The following is a 20,888-nucleotide window of genomic DNA, read 5'->3' as shown; positions in this document are numbered from 1 at the left end:
GCAGGTCGACTCAGCCCGCGGCGTGCGTGAGGAGGAACGCCAGGAGGTACGAGCGGGTGCTGCCGTCGTCGATGCGTTCCTCCGGCAGCGAGCGCGCGACCTCCAGGGCCGACGTCGCGTCGTCGGGCCCGGCGAGCGACGCGTACATGAGGAGCTGGTCGCCGAACATCACGTCCCACGACGCCGCGGCGTCGCGCGCGCCGTCGAGCTCGGCGTCGAGGTTCGCCCGGATGCGCTCGGGATCGCCCGCGAGGTAGTCCGCGACGGGCTGCGAGGGCAGCACGAGGATGCCGAGCATGGCGCCCGGCTCGGCGCTGAACCACGTCGCGTAGTCCCGCTTGCCGCCCCACACGAGCGACGTCACGCTCGGCGTGAAGCCGTCGATCGCCGGGTCGTCGCGGTCGAAGTCGGTCCAGTAGGCCTTCGCGGAGGCCGCCTCGGCGGACAGCAGCCAGCGCGCCTGCGCCTCGAGCTCGTCGTCCCCGGACGCCGCCGCCCAGAGCGCGAGCCCGTTCCACGCCGACACCGCCTCGGACGCCGACTCCTGGTTGTTCCCGTCGGCGAACGGTGAGTACCCCGACGCCCACGAGTGCCCGGCGTAGGCGTCGAACACGCGCAGCGCCGGGAGGTCGTCGCTCCCGGCCCCCGCGGCGACGTCCGCCGCGAGGAGGTCGAGGACGGGCGCGAGGTCGGCCGCGAGCGCCGGGTCCTCCGCCGCCACGACGCCCGCCGCGTAGAGGAAGTAGCCGTAGTGGAAGTGGTGGTCGTTGAACTCCTCCGACCCGAAGGACGGGGTCTTCCCGACCACGCCGCGCACCGCGGGGTCGTAGACGAAGCACCGCGCGTCGCGCACCGAGCACCCGTCCGGTTCCGCCCACTCGCGCAGCGCCGCGGTCAGCTCCTCGCGGAGCGGCCCGGACACCTCGTCGACGCCGAGCTGGTCGGCGAGCGAGAGCAGGTTGGCGTCGCGCGCGAGGGACTTGCCGCCGAAGTACGTGTCCGACGGCAGCGGCTCGTGCGCGCCCCAGTCGGCGCGCACCTGGTCCCCGAGCTCGGCCTGGGCGTCCTCGTCGAGGACCGAGACGTCCAGCGTCCCGGCGGGTTCGACGGCGGGGCTCGCCCACGCGAGCGTGCTCGCGGTGCACACCTCGACCGTGCCGCGGACGGTCGCGTAGGTCCCCAGCCCGCACTCCGCGCCGTCGCTCTCGCGCTGGTGCGGCAGGCGCACGACGACGGTCCCCGGGCCGTCCGCCCCGCCGTCGGTCGCGTACGTGATCGCGGTGGTCACGGCGTCGTCCGCCACGCCGTAGGCGAGCGTCGTCCCCGTGACGGTGGCGGCGGCCGCCTCGGCGAGCGTCGTCAGCGCGTCGTCGGCGGCACCGTCGGACGAGCCGTCAGGCAGGTCGTCCGGGACAGGGAGGAACGCGACCGACTCCCCCGCGGCGAGGTCGAGCGAGCGACCGTCCTCGCCGAGCACGGACTCGTCCGAGGGGCCGCCCGGTCCCACGAGCAGCCACTCGCGCCCGTCGACGTCGGCCGTCACGAGCCCGTCCGACGCGGCGAACGCCTGCGTGAGGCCCGCCGTCTGGTCCGTCGCCGCGGTGTAGCGGAGCACGGGCGAGCCCTCGACGAGCAGCACCGTCCCCACCGCCGCCCCCGAGGCGTCCTGCAGCTCGAGCGTCACCGAGGCGGTGTCGTACGCCGTCACGCGCGACGCCGTCGCCCCGACGTCCACCCCGACCTGCGGCACGAACGGGCCGAGGATCGACGTCTCGGTGATCTGGACCTCCGGCAGCCCGACCCCGAACCCGCCCTCGGTGACCCCGAACGCCAGGGGCACCGGGAAGACGGGAAGCGGCTCCTCGCCGAACACCAGCCCGGAGAACCAGCGGTTCGTCGGGGGCAGGAGCCCGTCGGCGAGGCGCATCGCGGGCTCGGGCGCGACGGACTCCTGCGGCAGGATCGCCGGGTCCACGTCGGGTGCGGTCCCCGTCAGGTCCGCCGCAGCCGGAACCGCTGCGCGCTCCTCACCCGCGTCACCGGGCGTGGCGTCCGACGTGAACAGCGCGCAGCCGCCGAGCGCGAGCGCGCCGGCCAGGGCGGCGAGGCCCGCCGCGCGCCCGACCAGCGGGCGGTGCCCACCAGATCGACCCGGGCGCGCGAGATCGACCCTCCGCAGGTCGACGCCGCGACGCACGGGTCGATCTCGCGACGCACCGCGGCGGGGCGTCACAGCCCGACCTTCCGGAGGAACTGGCCGAAGGTCTCGTTGACGCCAGCGAGCACGCCGTCGTCGTACAGCTCGATGCTCGCGGTCACGGGCGTCCCGGGACTCAGGAGGCCGGACTGCGCGGCGCCGTCCTGCCCGGCGTCGACGAGCGCGTCGCTCGTGATCTCGACGGTCGCCTCCGCCGTGTCGTCCGCGTTCGTCACGGACACGGACGCGACCTCTCCGGGGATCTCGCTCTGGTCGGGCAGCACGATGGTCACCGGGGCGCCCTGACGCACGCGCGCGTAGTCGCTCGGGTCGAGCGACACCTCGGCGTCGACGAACAGCGAGCCCGCACGGTCCAGCGTCGCGATCGTCGACCCGGCTTCGACGAACGCGCCCTCGCGCGCGGACAGCTCGGTCACGACGGCGTCGTAGGGCGCGACGAGCGTGATCGTCCCGTCCTCGCTCACCTGGTACGCCTTCGTGTCGGCGCTCACGAGCCCGATCGCCAGGTCGTGCTGCAGCGTCAGGCTGCTCACCGTGAAGAGCGGGTCGCCCTCGGTGACCTCGTCGCCCTCGTCGACCAGCGACTCGGTCACCGTCCCGGCGTAGTCGGTACCGATCCCGAGGGACTCGGCCCGGATCGTGGCGGTCTCGCTCGTGGCCTGGCTGAGGCGCCGGTTCATGACGAGCGTCAGCGCGGCGCACACGAGCACGACGGCGAGCAGCCCCGCGACGAGGCGCAATCGGTTGGACCAGGTCATGCGACACCTCCGGCAGGACGAGCGGCGATCGGCGCGGGCGCGCCGTCGGTCACGGACGACGCACGGCGACGAGCCGCCCGCGAGGTGAGGACGAGCGGCCGCGCCGCGGACGAGGCGAGGTCCCCGGACGAGGAAGCCGGGAGAGGTGACTGTGCCGCGGTCGAGGCGACGGACCCGGACGAGGGGGTGGGGAGGAGCGGCCGTGTCGGGTCGTGGCGGGTCTGGCGGGAGGCGCCGAGGGACGAGGCGCCGGATGGTAGACCCGGCACGGCCGCACCTCCCCGCCCCCGGACGCCACGGCCGCCCCGAGCGCCACGAGCGGTCCGCTTCGCCGCCGACGACTCGCGGAACGCCGTGACGACGAACGCGCCGAGGATGAACGTGTTGGTGACGTTCCACGCGAGCGCGAGGCTCGGCAGGGGATCGCCCCACTCCTTCCACACCGCCACCGCCGACGTGATGAGCAGGAACGCGAAGAACAGCACCTGCGGCATCATGAAGTTGAACGGCGAGGACGCCCTCCCCTTCTGCCCGGTGACGTGCCACGCCTGCTCCTTGCCCGTCATCGCGTTCCACAGGGCCCGGGTGTAGATGGGGAACGACACGGACGCGAGCATGAGCACCTCCCACCGGAACGAGCCGAGCGTGAAGAACGCGATGGCGATCTGCAGCACGTAGAACCCGGCGTAGTAGAGCAGCCAGGTGCCCCACGAGATCGTGAGGTTCATCGGGGTGAGGTCCAGGTAGATCTGCAGCGGCGGCACGAGGAGCAGCACGAGCGGTGCGATGCCCGCCAGGTAGTGCGTCGCCGTCACCGTGTACTGCAGGCGCTGGTCGAGCGTGAGGTTGCGGCGCGGGCTCAGCGGGTTGTGCTGGAGCATGATCTCGAACCCACCGGTCGCCCAGCGCAGCTGCTGCTTGGTGTAGGCCTCGACGGTCTCGGGGGTGTCGCCGACGGCGAGCGTCGTGGGGATGTACACGGTCCGCCACCCGCGCTCGTGGAGCATGAGCGAGGTCCACACGTCCTCCGACTTGGAGTCGGTGTGCATGCCGCCGATGTCGTCGATCGCGGCGCGGCGGAAGATGACGTTGGTGCCGACGCAGAACGCGGCGTTGAACCGGTTCCGCCCGGGCTGGACGAACCGGTAGAACACGGCCTGCATGTACCCGGCGCCTCGCGAGATGAGGTTGTCGAGGTTGCCGTAGGTCTGCGGCGTCTGGACGAACGCGACGTCGTCCTTGACGAAGAACGGCACGGTCTCGACGAGGAACTCGGGACGCGCGACGAAGTCGGCGTCGAGGATGACGAACAGGTCGCCCTTCGCGATGGCGAGCGCGTGGTTGACGTTGCCGGCCTTCGCCCCGTTGCTCGACAGGCGCCGCACGTAGCGGGCGCCGAGCTGCGCGGCGAGGTCGCGCACGTCGTCGGACCGGCCGTCGTCGAGCACCCACGTGCGGTGGGTGCCGCGCATCGCGACCGCGGCCCGCACGGTGCGCGCGATGGTGTCGAGGTCCTCGCCGTACGTGGTGATGAGGACGTCGATCGTGACGGGCCGGTCGTGGAGGTACAGGTTCCAGCGGGTCGGGTCGTCCTCGGCGCCGTCGCGGATGATCTCGGGGACGTCGAAGAGCCGGTCCTTGGCGTGGTGGAACGAGAAGCCGCGCGGGTCGTGGCCGCTGGACAGCACGGTCCACATGGCGAGGAGCGCCTGCGCGACGAGCACCGTCTCGGCGGTGATGACCATGGCGTACGGGAGGGCGTCGCCGCGGTTGGCGGGGTTGAGGAGGAAGACCGCGTACGCGACGACCCCGAGCGTCGCGAGCAGCATGATCATGACGAGCGACGGCGAGCGCGCCGCGGAGTTCTCGTCGCGGGGCGGGCCGGTCGGGCGCTCGGGCTCGGTGCGCGGACCGAAGGGCTCGGGCCGCACGTACTCGGTGCGGCGTGGTGTGACGACCAGACGGTCGAACTCGGAGACGGCCATCGCGTGTCCTCGGGTCTCGGTGGGCTCGAGAGACGGGTGCCGAGGGTCGGCGCGGGCGTGAGCCCACGCCGGGGCTCTCTGCGCCCGGAGTGCGGCGACGTCGTCGGCGTCGTGAGTGGTCCTGCGTGCGTGCGGTCGAGCCCCCTGCCGGTCGCGTCCCGCGGGACGCGGCCGGAGACGGGTCGAGGTGGCCCGCTTCGGGAGCGGGCCACCTCGTCGTCTGCGGCGAACGTATCCGGCACCCGGGGTGGTGTCACGGGTGAAGGCTCGGCGGGGCCGGGTCGTGTCCTGGTACGCCAGTGCCGGTCGCGGACGTCGAACGGACCGGCGCCGGAGCACCCGACCGGACCACGGGTCGTTGTGCGCCCTCGCGTCCGGAGGTCGCTCGCCGTCGCACGACCCGGCTGCGCGGACGTCGCGACTCCACAGGCCGGAAACAACCCGTTCACCGGCCGAAACCGAGAATTCACCGGGGCGCCGCGTCGCGTGTCCAGCCCTCGGACGCGCGACGCGGCACCGCGGTCGTGCCTGTGGTGCTCAGCCGAGCTGAGGGCGCACCTCGTCCGCGACGAGCTGGAGGTGGTCCAGGTCGTGCAGGTCGAGCACCTGGAGGTAGAAGCGCGTCGCGCCCTGCTCGGCCGCTGCGGCGAGCTTGTCCGCCGCCTCGGAGACCGTCCCGGCGATCCCGTTGCGGCGCAGCTCCTCCGGGTCGCGGCCGATCGCCGCGGCGCGACGCGCGTACTCCGCCTCGTCCTTGCCGACGGCCACGACGAACGCCGCCGAGTAGGCGATCGAGTCGGGGTCGCGGTCGGCGTCGAGGCACGCCGCGCGCACGTTCTCGAACCGCTCGGGAAGCACGCCGGGGTCCGGGAACGCCGCGTTGTACTCGCTCGCGTACCGCGCCGCGAGGGCGGGGGTGCGCCGGGGGCCGTGGCCGCCCACGATCACGGGGATGCGCTCCTGCGCGGGCTTGGGCAGCGCCGGCGAGTCGGTGAGCGTGTAGTGCTCGCCGCTGAAGGAGAAGGTCTCACCGACGGGGGTCTCCCACAGGCCGGTGATCACCGCGAGCTGCTCCTCGAGGATCCCGAACCGCTTCTCCGGGAACGGGATGCCGTACGCCTCGTGCTCGCGCGCGAACCAGCCGGCGCCGAGGCCGAGCTCCACCCGGCCGCCGGACATCTGGTCGACCTGCGCCACCTGGATCGCGAGGACGCCGGGATGGCGGAACGTCGCCGAGGACACGAGCGTGCCCAGGCGGATGCGGCTCGTCTCGCGCGCCAGCCCGGCGAGCGTCGTCCAGGCGTCGGTGGGGCCGGGCAGGCCGTCGCCGTCGCCCATGACGAGGTAGTGGTCGGAGCGGAAGAAGGCGTCGAAACCGAGGTCCTCGGTCGCCTTCGCCACGGCAAGGACGTCCTCGTAGGAGGCGCCCTGCTGAGGCTCGGTGAAGATGCGCAGGTCGATCTGGGTCATGGCGCTCAGCCTGTCACACCGCTCGTCGGCCGAGACCGCCGGTCGAGCACGCCTTCCGGTTGCAGGGTCGCCTCGCATCGGAGAGCGTGCGGAAGCGGCCCGAAACGTTTCACCCGCCCGACCCACGACCGACGGAGGCACCCATGCAGGCGACGAGAGCGCGCAAGATCAAGATCGGGCTGGCCGGGCTGGCCGTCCTCGGACTGGGCGCCGCGCTCACGAGCGCGCAGTGGACCGACCAGGTCTTCTTCCAGGCCGACGTCTCGACGGGGACGTTCAACATCCAGGGCGCCGTGCCCGCGGACCAGGGCGCACCGGTCGAACCGACCACCTGGGCCGAGTCGGACACGTGGGACGGCACCGAGGAGGGCGTCGCGACGATCGAGCTGGACCTCGGCGGTGCGCAGGTCGCCCCGGAGGAGACCACCGTCCTGACCGGCTACGTGCGCAACGACCCCACGAGCACGTGGACGGCCGACGTCAGCGCGATCACGGTCACGCCCTTCCTGCCCGACGGCGTCACGGCGTCGGTCGCGTACGCGACCGGCGGCAACGACCCGGCGGACCTCGCCCCGGGCGACTCGGTGGCGTTCGAGGTCACCGTCACGGCCGACGACACCGTCGTCCAGGACGCGTCGGGTGAGCTCGCGGTCACCGTCGACGGCGTGTCCGTCGCGCCCGTCACCCCGTGACCTGACGAGACGACGTGCCCTCCCGCTCGCGACGGAACGCGCGACGTGCGCTCGGCGGCGCCCTCCTCGCCGTCGTGGTGCACGTCGGCCCGGCGCTGCCCGCGTCCGGTGCCGACGCCGTCGTGGACCCGGAGCTCCTCGTGTTCGACGCGCTCGCCCCGGGCGAGACCTCGTCCGCGGTCACGACGCTCCGGGTGGACGCGCCGTCGGCCGCGACGATCGTGCGGGCCGACGTCGGCGCGACGGGCGAGCTCGTGCCGCACCTGACGACGGTCGTCGAGTCCTGCGACGAGCCGTGGACGGCGGCCGGCTGCGCGTCGGGTGCGACGCTGCTCGTCGAGGGGCCGGTCTCCTCCTCGGACTCCGCGCTCCAGGTGCCCGTCCCGGCGTCGGGCGTCGTGCACGTGCGCGTCGGGATGACGTTGTCCGACGGCGCGCCCCCCGATACGAGCGGGACCGTCGTCTACCGGCTCGATCTCGTCGGTGACGACGCGGAGGGCGGCGGGACGGACGACGGCGCGGGGGGTGGCGGAGGGAGCGGCGGACCGCCGCTCGCGACCACCGGGGCGGACGTCGCCGCCATCGGTGCCGCCGCGCTCGCGCTCGTCGCGCTGGGCGCGGTCCTGCACCGAGGCCGACGGCGCACCGACCGGGGCGAGACGACGTGACCCGGGCGGAAGGGGGCCGCGTGTCCCGAGCGGACGGAGTCCGCCTGATCCCTGCGGAGGGCGACCGGACGACCCGGCCCGCGCCGCGCCCGTTGCTCGCCGCGCTCGCCGTGCTGGCGGTGGTGCTCGTCGTGGGACTTCTCGGCCCGGCCGTCGTGCGACCGACGTCGGCGGCGTGGACCGACCCCGTGCACGCCCGCGCGACCGTCGTGGTCGACGCGACCGTCGCACCGGAGATGCTCGCGGCGGGAGAGGGTTTCACGTGCGCGCTCGTGGCGGGTGCGGGCTGGTGCTGGGGCGAGGGCGGCAGCGGACAGCTGGGCGACGGCACGTCGACGACCTCGGACGTCCCCGTCGCGGTCGCGCCGGGCGCGACGGGCGGTGCGGTCATGACCGACATCGACACGGGCAACGCACGCGCCTGCGCGGTCGCGGGGGGTGCCGCGTACTGCTGGGGCGTCGGCGTGCTCGGCAACTTCGACACGGCACAGCCCTGGGAGGCACCCCCCTCCCCGGTCCCGGTGGCCGTCTACGCCCAGCCGGCCGGAACCGGCGCCAACGAGTACGAGTCCCCCCTGTTCGGTCGCACGGTCACGACCGTCGGAGCGGGAGAGTTCGCCAGCTGCGCGGTCGCGGACGACGCCTCTGCCGCGTGCTGGGGGCTCGACGTCGGGTTCCCCCGCCCGACCGACCCGTCCGACCCGCAGAGCCGGGCCAACGCCCCCATCGCCCTGCCGACGAGCGCGGACGACCCCGCGAGCGAGCTCCCGCCAGGCGTCCAGATCGACCACGTCACGACGGACTTCCAGAACGCGTGCGTGCTGGCCGCCGGTGAGCCGTACTGCTGGGGCCGCAACCAGGAGGGTCAGGTCGGCGACGGCGAGAACGGGACGGCCGTCCTCGCTCCCACCGCCGTGGTGCCGGGCGCGATGACCGCGCGGCCTGTCACGGACATCGACGGCGGGACGTTCCACACGTGCGCGGCCGCCGACGGGTCGGCGTACTGCTGGGGAATCCGGGCGAACGGCCAGATCGGCGACGGCGGCGGGATCACGGGCACGCAGGACGCACCGGCTCGGGTCGCCCTGCCAGCGGGCGTCGTGGTCACCGACGTCGCGGCGGGAGGCGGAACCGCGTGCGCGCTGGCCACCGACGGCGCGGCCTACTGCTGGGGGAGCAACACCGACGGCCAGCTGGGCAGCACCGCGGTCGGCATCGGAGGGTCGACGGACACCCCCGTCGCGGTGGACAGGTCCCTGCTGCCCGAGGGCGTGACGTTCACGTCCGTCGTCGTCGGCGAGTCGCACGCGTGCGCGACCGCGAGCGACGACGAGGTGTACTGCTGGGGGGCCGGGAGGACGCTCGGCACGGGTGCCGGTCAGACGCTCGCGCCTCGCCCCGACGTGCCGGTCACGCAGTCGTGGGCGGCGGCTCCGTGAGCGTCGTGAGGCGTCTCGCCGACGTCGCGCTGACGGTCGCGGCCGTGGCGGGAGTGCTCGGCCTGGTGCTCTTCGTGCTCGTCCAGGCGGGCGTCGTGCAGACGCTCGTCGTGACGTCGGGGTCGATGCGCCCGACGTACGACGTGGGCGACGTCGTGATCAGCCGGAGCGTCGACGCCGGGCGGCTCGCGACCGGGGACGTCGCCACCCTGGAGGACGCGACCGGCCGGCTCATCACGCACCGCGTCGTCAGCGCGGAACCGGCGTCTGCCGGTGCCGTGAGCGTCGTGATGCAGGGGGACGCCAACGACGCGCCCGACGCCGTCCCGTACGTCGTGGACGAGGCGCTCGTCCCGGTGGTGCGCGTCCCCGGGGTCGGCCCGCTCGTCGCTGCGGTGCAACGACCGTCCGTGGCGATCCCCGGGCTGGTGGCCGTCGCGGCGCTCGTCGCGATCGCGTTCGTCCCGAGCGGACGCCGGGACGAGCCGCAGGACGGCGCGGCGTCGGAGGACGACGGCGCCCCCGCCCCTGCGCGGCGGGGCAGGCACGCGGCACGCGCCTGAGGCGGCACACGCCCTTCGGTGCCCGCTCAGTCGTCGAGAGGCACGAGGTCGAGCTCCTGGAACTCCGCGACCTCGGGCACCCAGCGCTCCGCGACGAAGGCCCGGTGCGCGGGGTGGGCGTCGTACGCGGCGTACGCCGCGTCGTCGTCGAACACCATGGAGAACTGGAACGCGAGCGGGCTCTTCGGGCTGACCTGACGCGAGACGGTGAAGTCCCGGACGCCGGGGATCGCCGTGAGAGTGCTGCGGCCCGTCGTGAGGAACGCGGCCTCCTCGGGGCTGTCTGCGGCGTGGACGAGGCGGAAGGCGACGGTGTGCTGGATCACACCCGCCACCCTAGACGGGCGCCGACCCGTCCCGACGCGACGGCGCGCACGCGCGACGACGATGCGCGCCCGTAGTGTCGTCCCATGCGCGTGAGCACCGTGATCCTGCCCGTGTACCCGTGGCGCGAGGGCCGGGAGGTGTGGCGCGAGGCCGACGACCTGGGGTTCCACACGGCGTACACGTACGACCACCTGTCGTGGCGCACGTTTCGCGACGGCCCGTGGTTCGGCACCGTGCCGACGCTCTCTGCGGCGGCAGCAGTGACCGGACGCGTCCGCCTCGGGACGCTCGTGACCTCGCCCAACTTCCGCGAGCCGGTGACGTTCGCGAAGGACGTCATGACCCTCGACGACGTGTCGGACGGCCGGATCACGGTCGGCCTCGGCGCGGGAACCACGGGTTTCGACGCGAGCGTGCTGGGTGGTGAGCCGTGGTCGGCGCGCGAGCGGGCCGACCGCCTGCGGGACTTCACCGTGCTCCTGGACCGGCTGCTCACGGAGCCCGCGGTGACGCACGGCGAGGGCCACTACCGCGCGCACGAGGCACGCACGATCCCGGGCTCGGTGCAGGCGCCGCGCGTTCCGTTCGCGATCGCCGCGACCGGACCGCGCGGGCTGCGGCTGACGGCGCGGTACGGGCAGGCGTGGGTCACGACGGGCGACGGGCGCCTCGGTGACGACGCGACGCCGGCACAGTCCCGGGCGGCGGTCCGCGGGCAGGTCGAGCGCCTCGAGTCCGTGTGCGACGACGCCGGACGAGACCCGTCCGACGTCGAGCGGATCCTGCTCACGGGATTCACCCCGGATCCCGCCCTGGAGTCCGTCGACGCGTTCGTCGAGACGGCGGCCGGGTACGCAGCGGCGGGCATCACGGAGATCGTGCTGCACCGCCCGATCCCCGGAACCCAGTTCGCCGCCGACCAGGCCGTCTTCGAGCGCATCGCCACCGAGGGCGCGCGGCAGGTCGCCACGCTCTGACGACTCCGACGCGTCGGCGCGCCGCAAGATCCGCCCCCTTCGGGACACACACGTCCCGAGAGCATCGCGACGCGAGGAGGCGACGTGCGCAAGCCACCGGCCGGCTGGTACCCCGACACGACGAGCGGGGCGAGCGAGCGGTGGTTCGACGGCGTGTCGTGGACGACCCTCACGCGGCAGCGCGAGCAGGCGGGACGCAGCGCCGCGAGCCCGTGGTGGGCGGTGGTGGCGGCCGGTGCGGCCGTCGCCCTGGTCGTCGCGGCACCCCTCCTCCTGCCGTTCGCCGCAGCGTGACGAGGCCGCCCCGCCGAACCCCGGGTGATGGGTCGATCAGGCTCCGTGGTGCCCCACGACCCGGGGTTCGGCACGTCGTCCGGCCGCCGCGAGCGGTCAGCCGAGCCGACCGGCGGGCCGGTAGACCATGTGCGTGACCCGCGAGGCGGCGCGCACGGACACGATCTCGAGCTGCTGGGGCGGCACGCCGTCGAACACCCGGTCGCCGTGCCCGAGCACCTGCGGCACGACGTGCAGCCGGATCTCGTCGACGAGGCCGGCGGCGAGGAACTGGTTGATGGTCGCAGCGCCGCCCGTGACCGAGACGTCCCTCTCCCCCGCTGCCTCGCGCGCCTGGCGCAGCGCCGACTCGATGCCGTCCGTGACGAAGGTGAACGTCGTGCCGCCCTCCATCACGAGAGGCTCGCGCTCGTGGTGGGACAGGACGAACACCGGCGCGTGGTACGGCGGCTCGGGCCCCCACCAGCCCGACCAGTCGAGGTCGGGCTCTCCACGGTCGGGTCCGAACATGTTGCGACCCATCACGTAGGCACCGGCGGACAGGATGGCCGCGAGCTCCTCGGCGTTCTCGTCCGCGGTCTCGAACATCCACGCGTGCAGGTCCACACCCTCGCCGAACGGGTGCTCGGCGGTCTGGTCCGGGCGGGACGAGAACCCGTCGACCGACACCGCCACGTCGAACGTCACACGACCCATGACACACCCTCGCTCTCCGCGGCCCGCACGGGCCGCCGTCGTCGTCCTGACGCTGCTCCGACCGGGCCGGGCCGGCCAACTCATCGCCGACGACGACCGGAGCCATGACCGGGGTACTACCTCGCAGGACCGGGGTACTACCTCGCGGGACCGAGGTACTACCAGGGCTCAGGCGGCGGCGGGGGCCTCCTGGGTCGCGATGCGCAGCGCGGCGACGAGCTCGCGGTAGAGCTCGTCGGTCGCGAGCAGCTCGGCGTGCGTGCCGCGCGCCCGGACGCGACCCGCCTCCATGACGAGGATGAGGTCCGCGTCGATGACGGTCGAGAGCCGGTGCGCGATGGTCACAACGGCGCGGTCGCGCGCGAGGTCCTCGATCACGGCGTGCACCGCGGCCTCGGTGAGCCCGTCGACCTGGGCGGTGGCCTCGTCGAGGAGCAGGACGTCGGGCGCGTGCAGGACGGCGCGTGCGAGGGCCACGCGCTGGCGCTCGCCCCCGGAGACGGTCGTGCCGACGAGCGACGTGTCGAGACCGTCCTCCAGCGAGCGGACCTTCGTGGCGAGCCGCACCTTCTCGAGCGCGTCCCACATCGCGTCCTCGCTCGCCTCCGGGTCGGAGAGCTGCAGGTTCTCGCGGATCGTGCCCGGCACCACGGGCGTCTCCTGCTCGACGTACGCGAACCGGCGGCGCACGTCGTCGAACGTCAGCGCGTCGTACGGGACGCCGTCGAGCAGGATCTGCCCCGACTCGGGCTGGAGGAACCGCAGCAGGAGCGAGAACGTCGTCGTCTTGCCCGCGCCCGACGGCCCGACGATCGCGACCTGACCGCGGTGCGGCACGTCGAGCTCCAGGTCGCGCACGACGGGCTCGCCGCCGGGCAGGTACCGCGCGGTGACGCCGCGCAGCGCGAGGCGCGGGACGTCGTCGGGCACCGCCTCCGTGCCCGACGCCGCGCCTGCCTCGCGCTCCTCGCCTGCCTCGGCGCCGGCGGGCACGGGCGACGGCGTGGCCGCGCGGTGCGCGGCCGCACCCGGCTCGTCCTCCTCGGCCTCGATCGCCTGGACCTCGCGGATGCGGCCGGCAGCCGCGATGCCCGCCTGGAGCTGCGTGACGTTCATCGTCAGCCCGGTGACGGGCTCGACGATCTGGAACGCGTAGAGCAGGAACGCGACGAGGCCCGACACGGCGAGGAGTCCCTGGTCGACGCGCCACGCACCGAGGGCGAGGACCACGATGATCGCGAGCTGGATGCCGCCGCCCGCGATGGTCCACGCGACGGCCTCGGTCCGCACGGCGCGGACGCTGTGCCGCGCGGACTCCTGCGCGTCGGCGAGCACCCGGTCGACCTGGCGGCCCTCGGCGCGGCTCGCCTTGATGGTCCGCACGGCACGGAGCCCACCCTCGAGCGTCCCGCCGAGGCTGCCGAGCGACTCCTGCGCCTTCTCCTGGGCCTTGGCGATGCGCGGCATGAGCGCGCCGACGAGCACGCCGATGACGACGATCGCGGCGAGGGTGGTGCCGAGCAGGACCATGTCGAGGACGCCCATGAGCACGATCGTCCCGACGAGCGACACCGCGAAGTTCACGAGGTTGACGAGGCTCGACGACGCGGCCTCGCGCAGGAGCACGGTGTCCGAGGTGACCCGGGTGACGAGCTCGCCGGTGGGCCGTCCGGTGAGGGCGCCGATCTTCGCGCTGAAGTACCGGCGCACCATCGACGACCGGGCGTCGAGCACGACACGCTCGGCGAGCGTGCCGAGCAGCACCCACTGCCAGAGCCCGAGGACGAGGCCCACCACGAGGAGCCCCACGAGGGTCAGGACGGCCGGCGTGAGCGACGCCCCGGTGCCGAGCGTGTCGAGCACCCACTTCGTCACCATCGGTGTGGCGAGGGTCGCCGCGGTGGTCCCGAGCCCGAGGACGAGGCCCAGCGCGAGGGTCCGGCGGTGCGGACGGACGAACTCCCAGAGCACCTTGAGGCGCGGGAGGAAAGGCCCCTTCGGCTCGGTCTCGGGAGCGGCGCGTCCGGGACCCGCGAGGGGGCCGGCGGTGTCGGTGGTGGCCATACCGTCAACCATGGTTGACATCCGATCTGCTGTCAACTGTAGTTGACGGCATTGAGGGGACGAGTGCGGGAGCGGAGTGATCCTCAGTGGAACACGCATGTTCCACAGTCGGCAAGGTGTGTGCCACCCGCTCGGTCGCTAGGGTGAGGCACGTGACGGCACGGACGAGCGACGGGACCCGGACCCGCGGCACCCTCGGAACGGGCTCCGCGGTCCCGGAGACCACGGAGACGGCCGCCCGCGCGCGCACGCGACGCGCGATCCTCGAGGCGGCCACGTCGGTGCTCAGCGCAGACAAGTCGGCCTCGCTCGCCGACGTCGCCCAGGCGGCGCACGTCGGGCGGACGACGCTGCACCGCTACTTCCCCGAGCGCGCGGACCTCGTCGAGGCCATCGGCGCCGAGGCGGTCGAGCGGACGCGCGCGGCGATCACCGCCGCACGGCTCGACGTCGGTGATCCTGCGGCGGCGCTGCGGCGGCTGGCGTTCGAGTACTTCGACCTCGGCCCCTGGTACATGGTGCTGTTCAACGAGGTGGCCGACGGCGAGCCCGAGTTCTGGGCCGAGGCCGAGGAGGCGGAGGAGCCGGTCCGCGAGCTCTTGCGACGGGGGCAGGCGGACGGCGTGGTCGACGACCAGCTCAGCGTCTCGTGGCTCGTGCGCACCCTGTGGTGGACCCTGTTCAACGCCTGGTCGATGGCCGCCGAGGGCGAGGTGTCCCGGGCCGACGCCCTCCGGATGGCCCTGCGCAGCATCGAGGGCGTGGCCCTCGCCCGACCCGCTCGGAACCCCTCGTGACGGCGGCCGACGGACGTCCGCCCGCGGACGGGCGGAGCCGCGGCGTCGGTGAGCGGCTGCGCCGCTGGTGGCAGCGTGCCGACCAGGTCCGCACCGGGACCCGGTGGTCGAGCGTCGCGACGGTGCTCGGTGGTGTCGTCGTCGCCGTCCTGTGCCTGGGGCTCGTCCTGCGGGGGCGGGTGTGGGCGTGGATCCCGTGCGTCCTCGCCGCCGCGGTCGCGCTGCGCGAGGTGCGCTACCTCCAGCGTGTGGCCCGCGGCGGCCGACGCGGCCCGCGGTACCAGGAGAACGCGCCGCGCTGACCGAGCCGACCGGGAGGTCATCCGCAGGTCGCACACCTGCGGCCGGCAGGATCCACCGAACGGGCGACGCGCGGAGGGCGCCCGGCCGAGAAGACTGGGGTACGGCGTCGGGTAGCGGCGCCGAGAATCCCGGAGGCACCCGTGACGAGCCAGACCCCAGCCCGCGCGACGACCCCGCCCACCCCACCCACGCGCGCCGCCGCGCGCGGCCTGCGGTTCACCGCGCGCCGCGGCCGCCGCACGCCCGAACCCGCCCGGCCGGCCGTGCCACCCGTCGAACGCGCCAACGGGTGGGTCGTGGCGATCGCCGTCGCCGCCGGGGCCGTGCTGTTCTCGGTCCTCGCGATGAACGCGTTCCTCGGCGGCTGACGGGTCCCGTCCTCCTCGGCTCCGGTCAGCCCTCCTCGGCCGGCGCGACGACGGGCGCGGTCGCCGCAGGACGACGTGCCGGCGCGAGCCCGCGCGCCACGCCCGCCCGCTCGAGACGGCGCGCGAGCAGCAGGCCCGCCCACGTCCCGACGAGCGAGCTCGCGATCATGAGCACGACGATGAGCACCTGCACGACCGGCGCCATCGACGCGGCGTCGAACGCGACGAACGCCGACCAGGTGTACAGCGCGGCGAACACGAACGTCGCCACGTAGAAGAGCCACGGGGCCCACACGCGGTAGAGCGTCACGAGGAACGCGACCTCGAGCGCCGCGCCGACCATGAGGCACGTGAGGATCGACGACGCCCCGAGCGGCGACGCCGAGCTGATCACCCCGGCGACGAGCATCGTCAGCACGACCGCGCCCGGGCGGCGCACGAGCGCGAGGGCGAGCACGGGCCCGACGATCCACAGGCCGAGCATCGCGGAGTACAGCACGGGGACGGTGGAGGAGAGCGCCGCCGCGACGAAGTTGGCCGGGACGAGGAGCACGCCCGTCGCGGCGCCGATCGCGGCGCAGGTCATGAGGTACCGCGTGGTCAGGGACTGACGGCGAGGTGCGGAGGACATCGTGGCTCCGGGTGTCGAGGAGTGGTGGACGGACGGTCGAGCGGTCAGGCGGAGAGCGCGGGGACGACGACGAGCGCGACCGCGGCGGCGAGCCCCCACGTCGCGAGGAGGAACACGACGTCGCGCACGCGGAACGGCACCACGACGCGCTCGGTCCGCGTGGGGTGCGCCCCGAAGGCGCGCGCCTCCATGGCCAGCGACACGCGCTCGCCGTGCCGGATCCCGCCCGCGAGCAGCGGCACCGCGTAGCCGACCTGGCGCCGCGCGGCGGCGAGGGGCCCGCGGCCGTGGTCGACGCCGCGCACGCGGTGGGCGGCGCGGATGACCTCGAGCTCGTGGCCGAAGCGCGGGACGAACCGCAGCGCCGCGAGCGCGGCGTAGCCGACGCGGTACGGCATGCGGAGCTGCTGGACCATCGCGCGCACGACGTCCTGCCCGGTCGTCGACAGACCGCCGATCAGCACGAGGAGCAGCAGCGCGCACGTGCGCAGGCTCGTTGCGAGCCCCACGGCGAGCGCACCAGACCACAGCTCGAAGGGACCGACCGTCAGGAGCAGCGTCGTGTCGTCGACGTCGCGCGGGTCGGTGAGCACGCCGAACGACACCGTCATGACGGCGGCGAGCGCAGGGAGGCCGACCAGGAGCGACGCCACGACGCGGCCGGGCGGCCGGACCATCACGAGGATCACCGTGAGCGCGGCGAGCCCGACGAGGGCCGGGGTGAGCACGTCGCGCGTCGTGAAGACGTAGACGACGACGGGCAGCGGGCCGAAGGCGGTGACGAGCGGGTCGTACGAGCGCAGGTCCCACGCGGGACCGGCGAACGTGCCGAGCCGCGCGGGCTCGGCCGGGCGCGTCACGGCGGCGGCCGTCATGCCGTGACCCCCGCAGAGGTCGTGGCTGCGACCGTCAGGTCCGCGGCAGGCAGGTCCGCGAGGCGCGTGACGGTCCGCCACGCGGGGTGCGCGAGGTGCCGCGTCGCGCGCGCGAGCGGCGGTGTGCGCAGACCGGCGGCGCGCAGCACGTCCTCGTCGGCGAGGACGTCGGACGGCGGGCCGTCGGCGAGCACGGCACCGTCGGCGAGCGCGACGACGCGCGTCGCGTGCTCGGCGACGAGCTGCATGTCGTGGCTCACGACGACGACCGCCGTCCCGTCGAGGTGGAGCGCGGTGAGCAGGTCGAGCAGCTCGGCCGCCCGCTCGCGGTCCTGCCCGTAGGTCGGCTCGTCGAGCACGAGGACGTCGGGACGGCACACGATCGCGGTCCCGACGGAGAGCCGCCGCTTCTGCCCGCCGGACAGGAGGAAGGGGTGCCGGTCGCGCAGGTCGGCGAGGCCGAAGCGCCGCAGCACGTCGTCGACGCGCTGCGTGACCTCGTCCTCCGGCACGCCACGCACGCGCAGCCCCAGGGCGAGCTCGTCGTCGACGCGGGTCGTGACGATCTGGTGCTCCGGGTTCTGGAAGACGAACCCGACACGCTGCGCGAGCTCGCGGGGGTCGGCGGACGTCGGGTCGAGTCCGGCGACGGTCACGCGACCGTCGAGCGCGCCGCGACGCGGCCGCAGCACGCCCGCGGCGAGCTGGGCGAGCGTCGTCTTGCCCGCGCCGTTCGCGCCCACGACGGCGACGAGCTCGCCGGGCGCGACGGTCAGGGACACGTCGCGGAGCACGGTCGTCGCCGCGCGGCCGCGGCCGCGGCCGCGGCGGAACGTCAGGCCGTCGACGACGAGCACGGGGGCCGCGGCGCCGGGTGCCTCCACCGTCCGGTCGCGGTCGTGCCCGACGCCGTCCCCAGCGCCCGTCGGCCCGGTACCGGTCGGGCGAGGGTCGGCCGGGCGCGGGTCGGGCAGGACGGGGACCGCGTCGAGCGCCGCCGCGAGCTCGTCCGGCGTGAGCGGGACCGGGTCGAGGTGGACGCCGGCCGCGCGCAGCCGCAGTGCGACGAGCGTCGCGGTGGGCAGCCAGACACCGAGCCCGGCGAGCTCCTCCGCGTGGCCGGCGAGCACGTCGCGCGCCGGGCCGTCGAGGACGAGGCGCCCCGCGGCGTCGAGCACCACGACCCGGTCGACGAGCGAGACCGCGGCGTCGAGGTCGTGCTCCACGAGCAGGACGGCCCGGTCTCCGCGCGCCACGACGTCGCGCAGCACGGCGTAGACCTCCTCGGTGCCGACCGGGTCGAGGTTCGCGGTGGGCTCGTCGAGCACGAGGAGCGGAGAGCCGAGCGCGAGCGCGCACGCGACGGCGAGGCGCTGCCGGCCGCCGCCGGAGAGCGTCGCCGGATCGTGGGCGCGCCGGTCCCAGAGGCCCACGGTGCGCAGCGCCGACTCGGCCCGCGCGAGGACCTCGTCGACCGCCAGCAGCAGGTTCTCGGGGCCGAAGCACACCTCGTCGAGCACGGTCCCCGTCACGACCTGCGCGTCGGGGTCCTGGAACACCATCGCGACGTCGCGCGACAGCTCGGGCGGGGCGTGGTCCTGGGTCGACCTGCCGCGCACGCGGACGGAACCCTCCAGGTCGGCGCCGACCACGTGCGGCACCAGCCCGTTCGTCGCGAGCGCAAGGGTCGACTTGCCGCACCCCGACGGCCCGAGGAGGAGGACCGCCTCGCCCGCGCGGACCTGGAACGTCACGCCGCTCGGGGTCGGCGCCGGGTGGTTCCGCGCGTCGTCGGCGGAGCCCGGCAGGTCCGGCGCGACGTCGTCGTGGTGGACGTGGTGGCGGATGCTCACGTCGCGCACGGCGAGCGTCGGCACGTCCGGGGACGCGCCGGTCGGCGTCTCGTCCCGGGTCACGCAGCACAGGATAGGCGAACCTAAGCCGCCTGACGAGGGGCGGACCAGCGTCCGTGCAGACTCGGCGGGAAGGCCGTCGAGATTCAGCCGCTCGACCCGTCGACGCGGGACCTCTCACGGGTCTACCGTCGGGGGACGGGCGCTGCCGCTCTCGGTACGCCCGGCCAACGTGGGACGGGACCGTCGTGACGACCGGTGAGCGGACGAGCGTGCAGCAGGGGGATCCAGACGGAGGGGCGGACGACGCGTCGCCCGTCGACGCCTTCGCGGAGCGCCTGTTCACCGCGACGCTCGGCGCGATCGACGTGCTCTCCGTGCACGTCGGCGACCGGCTCGGCTGGTACCGCGCGCTCGCCTCGTCCGGCCCGCTGACCTCCACGGCCCTCGCCGAGGCGACCGGCACGCACGAGCGCTACGCACGCGAGTGGCTCGAGCAGCAGGCGGCGTCCGGCATCCTCGCCGCCGAGGACCCGGGCGCCGGGCCCGCGCTCACCGCCGACCCGCAGGACGTCGCCCGCGAGCGCCGCTACGCCCTCCCCGAGGCGCACGCCGAGGTCCTCACGGACACGACGTCGCTCGCGTACTCCGCGCCGCTCGCGCGGTTCCTCGGGGCGATCGGGCCGCAGCTCCCGCACCTGCTGGGCGCCTACCGCTCGGGCGGCGGCGTGTCGTGGGACCAGCTCGGCGACGACGCGCGCGAGGCCCAGGCCGACGTCAACCGGCCGTGGTTCGAGCGCGAGCTGGGACCGGTGCTCGCGAGCCTGCCGGAGGTCGACGACGTGCTGTCGCGGCCGGGGGCGCGCGTCGTCGACGTCGGGTGCGGGTTCGGGTGGTCGACGCTCGCGATCGCGCGGGCGTACCCGGGCGCCGTCGTGCACGGGATCGACGTGGACCGACCGTCGATCGCGGCGGCACGTGCTGCCGCGAACGCAGCGGGTCTCGGTGACCGCGTCACGTTCCACCTGGGCGACGCGACGGAGCTCGCCCTCCTCGCGACGTCCGAGGGGCCGGCCGACCGGGCGTTCGACGCCGCCTTCGCGTTCGAGTGCGTGCACGACCTGCCCCGCCCTGTCGAGGTGCTCGACGCGGTGCGCCGGGCGGTACGGCCCGACGGCGTCGTGATCGTCATGGACGAGGCGGTCGCCGACGAGTTCAGCGCCCCGGCCGACGACGTCGACCGGATCATGTACGGCTACAGCCTCTTCGTGTGCCTGCCCGACGGCCTCTCCACGCAGCCGTCGGCGGGGACGGGGACCGTCATGCGGCCCGCGACGCTGCGGCGGTACGCGCGCGAGGCGGGGTACTCGGACGTCGAGGTGCTGCCCGTCGACGACTTCGCGTTCTTCCGGTTCTACCGCCTCGTGCCCTGACCCGACCCCGCGGCGTCGGCCGGGGCGCTCCAGCGGGCCTCGTCGCCGACGCGGATCGTCCCGGACGACAGCAGCCGGCACACCACGCCCCCTCGCCGATGCATCGAGCGCATGGCGCCGGGCGCGATCCAGTCGTCGAGCAGGCGGCACGGCGCGGCGATGCGCAGGACCTGCAGCTCGACGTCGCCCAGCGTGAGGAACGACCCCGGCTTCGTCGGCAGGTCACCGTGCGTGAGGGTCACGTTGCGCCGCGTGAGACCGGGGTCGATCTCCTGCCCGAGCTCCGCCGACGCCGCAGCGAGGTCCACGAGCGTCTGCACGGTCACGTGCCGGTGCTTCGAGCCGTGGTACCGGTCGCCCACGAGCCCGCGTCCCTCCTCCGCCTCGACCTCCGGGACGGTGCGGGTGGGCAGCCGCCGGGCCTTCGCGACGTGGATCGAGTGCACGCGGGGTGGTTCGGTCACCGGGCCAGCGTGC

21 protein-coding genes are annotated in these 20,888 nt (G+C 74.5%); 10 read left to right on the top strand and 11 right to left on the bottom strand.

Annotation, left to right across the window (positions count from 1 at the left end; genetic code table 11):
• Positions 1-10: 10 nt before the first annotated feature.
• From ACZCLJ_RS16285 to ACZCLJ_RS16270, 4 genes are all read right to left on the bottom strand, one after another.
• Complete coding sequence (locus ACZCLJ_RS16285; RefSeq protein WP_463104512.1) at positions 11-2,197, bottom strand: glycosyl hydrolase; 2,187 nt, start codon at positions 2,195-2,197, stop codon at positions 11-13.
• A 32-nt stretch (positions 2,198-2,229) separates the two neighbouring features.
• Positions 2,230-2,976: an HlyD family efflux transporter periplasmic adaptor subunit gene (locus ACZCLJ_RS16280; protein ID WP_463104511.1), complete on the bottom strand. Its 747-nt coding sequence runs from the start codon at positions 2,974-2,976 to the stop codon at positions 2,230-2,232.
• Positions 2,973-4,961 carry a glycosyltransferase family 2 protein gene (locus tag ACZCLJ_RS16275; protein ID WP_463104510.1) on the bottom strand — a complete coding sequence of 663 codons (1,989 nt, stop codon included), beginning with the start codon at positions 4,959-4,961 and terminating at the stop codon, positions 2,973-2,975. The genes ACZCLJ_RS16280 and ACZCLJ_RS16275 overlap by 4 nt, the downstream gene beginning before the upstream one ends.
• A 537-nt stretch (positions 4,962-5,498) precedes the next feature.
• Positions 5,499-6,422: an LLM class F420-dependent oxidoreductase gene (locus tag ACZCLJ_RS16270; protein ID WP_463106418.1), complete on the bottom strand. Its 924-nt coding sequence runs from the start codon at positions 6,420-6,422 to the stop codon at positions 5,499-5,501.
• A 152-nt stretch (positions 6,423-6,574) separates the two neighbouring features.
• On the opposite strand from ACZCLJ_RS16270, the gene ACZCLJ_RS16265 reads away from it, so the two are divergent.
• The 4 genes from ACZCLJ_RS16265 to ACZCLJ_RS16250 are packed head-to-tail and all read left to right on the top strand — an operon-like array spanning position 6,575 to position 9,793.
• Positions 6,575-7,123 (top strand): hypothetical protein, encoded by a 549-nt coding sequence (locus tag ACZCLJ_RS16265; RefSeq protein WP_463104509.1) that lies wholly within the window; start codon positions 6,575-6,577, stop codon positions 7,121-7,123.
• Positions 7,124-7,137: 14 nt separating this feature from the next.
• Complete coding sequence (locus ACZCLJ_RS16260; protein ID WP_463104508.1) at positions 7,138-7,791, top strand: hypothetical protein; 654 nt, start codon at positions 7,138-7,140, stop codon at positions 7,789-7,791.
• A gap of 20 nt (positions 7,792-7,811) precedes the next feature.
• Positions 7,812-9,230 carry an RCC1 domain-containing protein gene (locus tag ACZCLJ_RS16255; protein WP_463104507.1) on the top strand — a complete coding sequence of 473 codons (1,419 nt, stop codon included), beginning with the start codon at positions 7,812-7,814 and terminating at the stop codon, positions 9,228-9,230.
• Complete coding sequence (locus ACZCLJ_RS16250; protein ID WP_463104506.1) at positions 9,227-9,793, top strand: signal peptidase I; 567 nt, start codon at positions 9,227-9,229, stop codon at positions 9,791-9,793. The genes ACZCLJ_RS16255 and ACZCLJ_RS16250 overlap by 4 nt, the downstream gene beginning before the upstream one ends.
• 26 nt (positions 9,794-9,819) lie before the next feature.
• On the opposite strand, the gene ACZCLJ_RS16245 is transcribed toward ACZCLJ_RS16250, so the two are convergent.
• Positions 9,820-10,119 (bottom strand): Dabb family protein, encoded by a 300-nt coding sequence (locus tag ACZCLJ_RS16245; protein ID WP_463104505.1) that lies wholly within the window; start codon positions 10,117-10,119, stop codon positions 9,820-9,822.
• Positions 10,120-10,203: 84 nt separating this feature from the next.
• Here ACZCLJ_RS16245 and ACZCLJ_RS16240 point away from each other — a divergent pair, with 84 nt between their 5' ends.
• Positions 10,204-11,097, top strand: coding sequence for an LLM class flavin-dependent oxidoreductase (locus tag ACZCLJ_RS16240; RefSeq protein ID WP_251149979.1), 894 nt, complete (start codon positions 10,204-10,206; stop codon positions 11,095-11,097).
• Between the two features lie 84 nt (positions 11,098-11,181).
• Entirely contained in the window at positions 11,182-11,391 is a 210-nt protein-coding gene (locus ACZCLJ_RS16235) for a DUF2510 domain-containing protein (protein WP_463104504.1), read from the top strand.
• A 96-nt stretch (positions 11,392-11,487) separates the two neighbouring features.
• Here ACZCLJ_RS16235 and ACZCLJ_RS16230 read toward each other — a convergent pair whose 3' ends face one another.
• Together ACZCLJ_RS16230 and ACZCLJ_RS16225 are read right to left on the bottom strand one after the other, a co-directional pair.
• Positions 11,488-12,087, bottom strand: a complete 600-nt coding sequence (locus ACZCLJ_RS16230) for a dihydrofolate reductase family protein (protein ID WP_463104503.1) — start codon at positions 12,085-12,087, stop codon at positions 11,488-11,490.
• A gap of 168 nt (positions 12,088-12,255) precedes the next feature.
• Entirely contained in the window at positions 12,256-14,151 is a 1,896-nt protein-coding gene (locus ACZCLJ_RS16225) for an ABC transporter ATP-binding protein (protein ID WP_463104502.1), read from the bottom strand.
• Between the two features lie 152 nt (positions 14,152-14,303).
• Here ACZCLJ_RS16225 and ACZCLJ_RS16220 point away from each other — a divergent pair, with 152 nt between their 5' ends.
• From ACZCLJ_RS16220 to ACZCLJ_RS16210, 3 genes are all read left to right on the top strand, one after another.
• The gene (locus ACZCLJ_RS16220) at positions 14,304-14,948 is read left to right on the top strand and encodes a TetR/AcrR family transcriptional regulator (protein ID WP_463104501.1); all 645 of its coding nucleotides are present in this window, start codon (positions 14,304-14,306) and stop codon (positions 14,946-14,948) included.
• Positions 14,945-15,250: a hypothetical protein gene (locus ACZCLJ_RS16215; RefSeq protein WP_463104500.1), complete on the top strand. Its 306-nt coding sequence runs from the start codon at positions 14,945-14,947 to the stop codon at positions 15,248-15,250. The genes ACZCLJ_RS16220 and ACZCLJ_RS16215 overlap by 4 nt, the downstream gene beginning before the upstream one ends.
• Before the next feature lie 141 nt (positions 15,251-15,391).
• Positions 15,392-15,619, top strand: a complete 228-nt coding sequence (locus tag ACZCLJ_RS16210) for a hypothetical protein (RefSeq protein ID WP_463104499.1) — start codon at positions 15,392-15,394, stop codon at positions 15,617-15,619.
• A 25-nt stretch (positions 15,620-15,644) separates the two neighbouring features.
• On the opposite strand, the gene ACZCLJ_RS16205 is transcribed toward ACZCLJ_RS16210, so the two are convergent.
• Genes ACZCLJ_RS16205 through ACZCLJ_RS16195 form a run of 3 tightly spaced genes read right to left on the bottom strand, consistent with a single transcriptional unit; the run spans position 15,645 to position 19,041 of the window.
• Positions 15,645-16,250, bottom strand: a complete 606-nt coding sequence (locus tag ACZCLJ_RS16205) for an ECF transporter S component (protein ID WP_463104498.1) — start codon at positions 16,248-16,250, stop codon at positions 15,645-15,647.
• A 44-nt stretch (positions 16,251-16,294) separates the two neighbouring features.
• Complete coding sequence (locus ACZCLJ_RS16200) at positions 16,295-17,125, bottom strand: energy-coupling factor transporter transmembrane component T (RefSeq protein ID WP_463104497.1); 831 nt, start codon at positions 17,123-17,125, stop codon at positions 16,295-16,297.
• Positions 17,122-19,041, bottom strand: a complete 1,920-nt coding sequence (locus tag ACZCLJ_RS16195) for an ABC transporter ATP-binding protein (protein ID WP_463104496.1) — start codon at positions 19,039-19,041, stop codon at positions 17,122-17,124. The genes ACZCLJ_RS16200 and ACZCLJ_RS16195 overlap by 4 nt, the downstream gene beginning before the upstream one ends.
• A 185-nt stretch (positions 19,042-19,226) precedes the next feature.
• On the opposite strand from ACZCLJ_RS16195, the gene ACZCLJ_RS16190 reads away from it, so the two are divergent.
• Complete coding sequence (locus tag ACZCLJ_RS16190; protein WP_463104495.1) at positions 19,227-20,411, top strand: class I SAM-dependent methyltransferase; 1,185 nt, start codon at positions 19,227-19,229, stop codon at positions 20,409-20,411.
• On the opposite strand, the gene ACZCLJ_RS16185 is transcribed toward ACZCLJ_RS16190, so the two are convergent.
• Complete coding sequence (locus tag ACZCLJ_RS16185) at positions 20,393-20,875, bottom strand: MOSC domain-containing protein (protein ID WP_463104494.1); 483 nt, start codon at positions 20,873-20,875, stop codon at positions 20,393-20,395. The two genes, ACZCLJ_RS16190 and ACZCLJ_RS16185, sit on opposite strands and share 19 nt — an antisense overlap.
• Positions 20,876-20,888 lie beyond the last annotated feature (13 nt).

The sequence above is a fragment of the Cellulosimicrobium sp. So1_17 genome (genome assembly GCF_055181235.1).
Note: the sequence above shows the minus strand (reverse complement) of the source record. Positions and strands in the feature narration are given on the sequence as shown.

Excerpts from the sequence above, each read along its gene's own strand:
- ACZCLJ_RS16280 (WP_463104511.1), bottom strand. The coding sequence starts at position 2,976 with ATGACCTGGTCCAACCGATTGCGCCTCGTCGCGGGGCTGCTCGCCGTC.
- ACZCLJ_RS16275 (WP_463104510.1), bottom strand. The coding sequence starts at position 4,961 with ATGGCCGTCTCCGAGTTCGACCGTCTGGTCGTCACACCACGCCGCACC.
- ACZCLJ_RS16265 (WP_463104509.1), top strand. The coding sequence starts at position 6,575 with ATGCAGGCGACGAGAGCGCGCAAGATCAAGATCGGGCTGGCCGGGCTG.
- ACZCLJ_RS16240 (WP_251149979.1), top strand. The coding sequence starts at position 10,204 with ATGCGCGTGAGCACCGTGATCCTGCCCGTGTACCCGTGGCGCGAGGGC.
- ACZCLJ_RS16230 (WP_463104503.1), bottom strand. The coding sequence starts at position 12,087 with ATGGGTCGTGTGACGTTCGACGTGGCGGTGTCGGTCGACGGGTTCTCG.
- ACZCLJ_RS16225 (WP_463104502.1), bottom strand. The coding sequence starts at position 14,151 with ATGGCCACCACCGACACCGCCGGCCCCCTCGCGGGTCCCGGACGCGCC.
- ACZCLJ_RS16205 (WP_463104498.1), bottom strand. The coding sequence starts at position 16,250 with ATGTCCTCCGCACCTCGCCGTCAGTCCCTGACCACGCGGTACCTCATG.
- ACZCLJ_RS16200 (WP_463104497.1), bottom strand. The coding sequence starts at position 17,125 with ATGACGGCCGCCGCCGTGACGCGCCCGGCCGAGCCCGCGCGGCTCGGC.